At 61.3% G+C, this 5443-nt stretch carries 4 protein-coding genes; 3 read left to right on the forward strand and 1 reads right to left on the reverse strand.

All coding sequences use genetic code 11. From position 1 onward, the window contains the following. A partial coding sequence (locus IH944_14595) for a transposase family protein (protein ID MCH7905782.1) occupies positions 1-1204 on the forward strand: 1204 nt, incomplete at its 5' end. Continuing rightward, positions 1201-1977 carry an ATP-binding protein gene (locus IH944_14600; protein MCH7905783.1) on the forward strand — a complete coding sequence of 259 codons (777 nt, stop codon included), beginning with the start codon at positions 1201-1203 and terminating at the stop codon, positions 1975-1977. The genes IH944_14595 and IH944_14600, both read left to right, overlap by 4 nt. 39 nt (positions 1978-2016) lie before the next feature. On the opposite strand, the gene IH944_14605 is transcribed toward IH944_14600, so the two are convergent. Continuing rightward, on the reverse strand, positions 2017-3327 hold the full coding sequence (locus IH944_14605) for an IS4 family transposase (protein MCH7905784.1): 1311 nt from the start codon (positions 3325-3327) through the stop codon (positions 2017-2019). 369 nt (positions 3328-3696) lie between these two features. Here IH944_14605 and IH944_14610 point away from each other — a divergent pair, with 369 nt between their 5' ends. Then, on the forward strand, positions 3697-5124 hold the full coding sequence (locus IH944_14610) for an IS1182 family transposase (protein ID MCH7905785.1): 1428 nt from the start codon (positions 3697-3699) through the stop codon (positions 5122-5124). Positions 5125-5443 lie beyond the last annotated feature (319 nt).

The raw sequence follows: 5443 nt of genomic DNA on the forward strand, positions 1-5443 counted from the left end.
CCAGGAGAGCCACCTTCGGACGCTGCAGAGACGGTTCAAGCAGTGGCGGGCCACGAAGGGGCCTCCCAAGCGAGTGTTCTTCAGCCAGGTGCATGTTCCCGGCGAAGCGATGCAGACCGACTTCACCTGGGGCACCGAGCTCGAGGTGACGATCGCCGGCGAGCCCTTCGCGCACATGATCTGCCATTCGGTGTTGCCCTATTCCAACTGGCAGTGGGTTTCGGTTTGCCAGTCCGAATCGATGACGTCGATCCGCCGCGGCGTGCAGTCGGCGCTCTTCCAGCTTGGGCGTGTGCCGAAGCGCCATCAGACCGACAACTCGACCGCGGCCACCCACGATCTACGGACGGGCAAGCGCGGCTTCAACGAGGAGTACGAGCGCATGGTCAGACACTTCGGGATGGAGCCCTGGACGATCGCGGTCGGAGAGTCGGTGCAGAATGGCGATATCGAATCGGCCAACGGTGTGTTCAAACGCCGCGTGCATCAACTGCTTCTGCTGCGCGGCAGCAGGGACTTCGACAGCATCGAGGAATACGAGAAGTGGCTGCGCGAGGTTGCTGCTGCAGCTAACCGCGGACGCCAGGTGAAGCTCAAGGAGGAGCTTGCCGCGATGCGTCTGCTGTCCGCGTCCCGGTTGCCGGAGTACAGCGAGATCGACACGAAGGGTTCGCCCTGGAGCACGATCAACATCAAGTCAAACGCCTACTCTGTGCCGTCGCAGTTGATCGGAGAGAAGCTTCGTGTGCGGCTGTTTGACACCAGGCTCGAGGTCTACCTCGGTGGCAAGCTCCAGATGACGGTCGAGAGGCTTACAGGCAAGCAGCAACACGCCATCAACTACCGCCACATCATCGACTCGCTGATCAAGAAGGCCGGAGCATTCGAGCGCTATCGGTACCGCGATGACCTGTTTCCGACGGTCACGTTTCGTCGGGCCTACGACGCTCTGGTCGCCGTGATGCCACCGCGAAAGGTCGACATCGAGTACCTCCGGATCCTGCATCTGGCAGCCAAGACGATGGAGTGCGAGGTGGAGTTCGCACTCGGGACGATCATGGCCGAGGGGACCGTGCCGATAGCTGACGAGGTCAAGGCGCTCGTCGCGCCGGACAAGCCGACCATCCCGGACGTGGCGATCGCCGATGTCAATCTCAGTAGCTACGACGAGCTTCTGACGGGCTGCGTGGAGGTGATGTCATGACGGCTTCGACGGAGTCGATCTGTGTTCTGCTGAAGAGACTCAAGCTGCCGAGTTTTCAGGCTTCGTACCAAGAGATGGCGACCAAGGCGCAGACTGAGGGCTGGACCTTCGAGCAGTACCTGAAGTACCTCGCTGAGACGGAGATCGAAGGACGTGAGCGCCGCCGCGTTGACCGAAACTTCCGCCAGTCTCACCTGCCCTTCGACAAGACGTTGGCGACGCTCGAAACGGCGAAGCTACCCCGCAAGATTCAGACTCAGTTGCCTCGCCTGTGCGAAGGCGACTTCGTGGAGAAGGCGGAAAACGTCCTGGCGTTTGGATTGCCGGGCCGCGGCAAGACCCACGTGTGCGCCGCGATCGGCCAGGAGCTGATTCAGCGCGGCTACCAAGTGCTGTTTCAGCCCGCCTTCCGCATTGTGCAACGACTGCTGATAGCCAAGCGGGACTTTGAGTTCGAACGAGCTCTGAAACGGCTGGATCGCTTCGACGTCGTCATCATCGACGACATCGGCTACGTGCAGCAGGACCGCGAGGAAATGGAGGTGCTGTTCACCTTCCTCGCTGAGCGCTACGAGCGTCGCTCGGTCATGATCACGAGCAACCTCGTGTTCTCCGAGTGGGACAAGATCTTCAAGGACCCGATGACCACCGCCGCCGCGATCGATCGCGTCGTGCATCACTCGACCATCCTCGAACTCTCCGGTGAGAGCTACCGAGCCAAGGCAGCACACAAGCGAAACAAGAAGGGCTCGCTGGAGGAGGCAACGTCATGACATTCTGTCCGATTTGCGCCCCCCATGGGGGCAATGGCATTAGGCTCCCCGCCGCCCTGTGGCGCCCCACCTCGGACTCGGCCTGAATGACCTTCGCGGGAAACTGCGTCGCGGCCTGCGTTTTTCGCGATGCCTGGCAATTCTGGCGAGCAATCGGCGGATGAGTTCTGGTCCGCTTTGCGGGTCCTGCCGGAGGATTCGCAGGAGGTAGTCGGCGAACCCGAGCACGCTGGCCTTCTGCGAAACCTCGTGAAGTGGGCAATCATGAACCTCGGCCGCGGCAGCCATGAGGTAGCGCGAGATGCCGAGGAAGAGCATCGAAGCGAGGATCTCCTGCTGGACACCGTCAGTCTTCTTCGAATGGAACTGCCGCTGATCGAAGTAGTCGGCCTTGAACGTCTTGTAGAGCTCCTCGGCCTGCCATCGCATTCTGTATAGCTGGCACAAGGTGCTCCAAGACCACCGCGCCCGCGGTAGAGAAGTCAGGAAGACGGTCGGTCCATCCTCTGTTTCGAGCCTCGCCGCACGCAACCGGACTTGCCGGCGATCCTCATCGCCGGTGCGCGGCAACTCCAGCGTGACTGCCGACTCTTGCCGGCCGCTCTCCAGGAACTCGTCGATGGCAGGAAACGTGGAGCTTGCCGGCACTCGTATCAGGAAGTCCACCTCGGCGTCCAGGAGCCTGCCGACGACTTCGTAGGAGGGGTATCCGCGATCCAGAACGAGGATGTCGCCGGACTCGAGGAACTGCAGGTGCTCTTCGAGCAGGATCGAGCGCTCGCAAGAGGCGTAGCCTCTGATCGCGACATCTGCCGGTACGCGGTTGCAGACGTTGACAAGGGCGCTCATGAGCACCTGTGGTACGTGCCCACCGGATGGGCTCCCAAACGCTCGGTCCAGCTCGGAGCTTCGCCTGAGATTGACCTTGCAGCCGTCGACCGCGAAGACTCGATGGCCGCGGAACTCAGTGGTTTCGGGAAAGTCGCTCTCCACTTTTGCGTGCACGTCGTGGATGAGCCTTCGAAGAAACTCCGCGGCCAGCTTGTCTCTCGCATCGCACAGGGACGCGGCGCTCACGGGGACCGCCGACGGGAGCTTGATCCCGAAGTCTTCGGCTTGGTCCCAGAACCTCGAGAGCACGTGTGCGTAGCCGGAGCGATTCCCGTCCCCAGCCATGAACAGCAGGATGGTGACCAGCAGCTCCGGGCTGAGCGGGCCATCGCGGGAGAAGTCGCGATAGCCAACCCGGACATCGTCGATGTCTTCAACACGGAGAAGGTTGGAAAGGAACTCGAAAACCGGCCGAATTGGATTTTTGGCCTTGAAATTGTGCCGCGATTTCTGTGCCATTGATATGGATTCCCCCTCGGAATCTGACGTGGGATGCGTTGCAGTCAGTGTTATTTGTCAATCTGTACTGATTGTAGCGCACCCACGTTTCTCGACCCACTATCCGAAGTGTTTAAGCGCGGTCATTACGCACGCTTTTACCAATACTCTTTAGCCCTCAAGTGGCCGAGGATGGTCTGGCGTACACGCATCAACGAATCGCGCTACGCAATCAATGCGAAGCAGTCGAACACGCCGTTTTTCCATCGGCGTGGAAGCCTAATGGCATTGGGGGTCTGCGTCACGGGATGACCCGGCAGCCCGGGAAACTTTGTTTGATTCTGAGCGAGAAAATTAAGCCCCTCGCTGCGCGACGTACGTAGAGATGCCATGGCGCGGTTCAAACGAGGGCAGGACATCAACCAAGGCCTGCTGCTTCCCCCTTCTCTGCTCGACTGGCTCCCCGAGAACCACCTTGCGTGGTTCATCCGAGATGTAGTGGAGTCCCTGGATGTGGATGGACTGCTCGACAGCTATCGGGTGAGTGGCAAGGGCGAGCTACCGTACGACCCTCGGCTGATGCTGCGGGTGTTGATCTACGCGTACAGCACAGGGACGTTTTCCTCGCGCAAGATCGCAACGCAACTGGAAGAGAACGTCGCCTACCGTGTTCTGGCCGGGAATCAGATGCCGGGGCACCGGACGATCTGCCGCTTCCGGCAACTCCACATCGCCCAGTTTTCGAAGCTGTTCGTGCAGGTCGTGCATCTCGCCCGAGAATCGGGTCTGACGTCGCTCGGCACGCTCGCGATCGACGGAAGCAAGGTCAAGGCCAACGCCAGCAAGCACAAGGCGATGAGCTACGAACGGATGAACAAGGAAGAGGAGCGGCTGAAGCGTGAGATCCAGGCGATCACGAAGATGGCCGACGACACGGACGAGGCGGAAGACGTGGAGTTCGGGCCGGACTTTCGTGGCGACGAACTCCCCGAAGAACTCGCACGACGCGAAACGCGGCTGAAGAAGATCCAGGAAGCCAAGGAGCGACTTGAACGCCGCAAGGCCGAGGAAGCGCGGCAAGCCGACGCGAAACGCGAACAGAAGGCAAAGGCGGAGGGGCGGGAGCCACCGAAGGAACGGCCAAACGCGCGCAAGTATCCGAAGGGGCAGCCGAAGCCGAAGGACCAAGAGAACTTCACTGATCCGGAGAGCCGGATCATGAAGACTTCGAAGGGCTACGAGCAGTCGTTCAACGCCCAGATCGCGGTGGACGGCGAGTCGCGACTGATTGTCGCAACGAAGGTCACCAACTGCGCTGCCGACGTCGAGGAGTTGATCCCGATGGTCGAGCGCGCAGCAGCCAACACCGAAGAGAAGGTGGGCGAAGTGCTGGCGGATGCCGGCTACCGATCTGAGGAGAACTTCAGCGCGCTCGAGAGCGCGAAGATCGATGGCTACGTGCCGATCGGACGCAAGCGCAAGTCTGTGCCCGAGTCGGACGACGACGCGGCGCCGACGGAGCAGAACGAGTCCGCGTCCACCGTGGACGACGACGCTGCGACCGCGACGAAGAACGACGCCGCGCCGACGGCGGACGATGACACTGCTACCAAGCGGATGCAGCGCAAGCTCCGAACCGAAAATGGGCGGCATCGATACCGGAGGCGAAAGCACTTGGTCGAATCGCCGTTCGGCTGGGTGAAGAACGTGCTTGGCTTCCGCTCCTTCAGCCTGCGAGGATTGGTCAAAGTCCAGGGCGAGTGGGACCTCGTGTGTCTGGCGTTGAACCTGCGGCGAATGCAGGGGATGGGGACCTGAAAACCGGGAAGAACGCCGCGAAAACGCTGGTACGGAGCGTGACGGCCGTCATTCCGCCGGAACCCGCCCGCTCGACGTACTACTCATCGAAGCTGTCGTCGAAACAACCGTGAGTCAAGGGCTCCGGATTCCTCAGCGGAAACGCGCGCTCGCATCCCGTGGCGCAGACCCCTAGTCCAAGGACGACGCCAGATCGAGAACCCTCAGGTCGTGTACACTGCCCCGTCCGCGGTCCACGACGCGATCCGGTAGTCGCCGGTCGGTGGCACCGGGAACCGTGTCAGGCGGTAGCCGACGGTGGCGAACACCGCGTCCTGCT

It is taken from the genome of Armatimonadota bacterium (genome assembly GCA_022563855.1).
Classification (GTDB): Bacteria; Armatimonadota; Fimbriimonadia; order Fimbriimonadales; family Fimbriimonadaceae; genus JADFMN01.

Bases quoted from the DNA above. Each gene is read 5' to 3' on its own strand.
- IH944_14610 (MCH7905785.1), top strand. From the start codon at position 3,697: ATGGCGCGGTTCAAACGAGGGCAGGACATCAACCAAGGCCTGCTGCTT.
- IH944_14605 (MCH7905784.1), bottom strand. From the start codon at position 3,327: ATGGCACAGAAATCGCGGCACAATTTCAAGGCCAAAAATCCAATTCGG.
- IH944_14600 (MCH7905783.1), top strand. From the start codon at position 1,201: ATGACGGCTTCGACGGAGTCGATCTGTGTTCTGCTGAAGAGACTCAAG.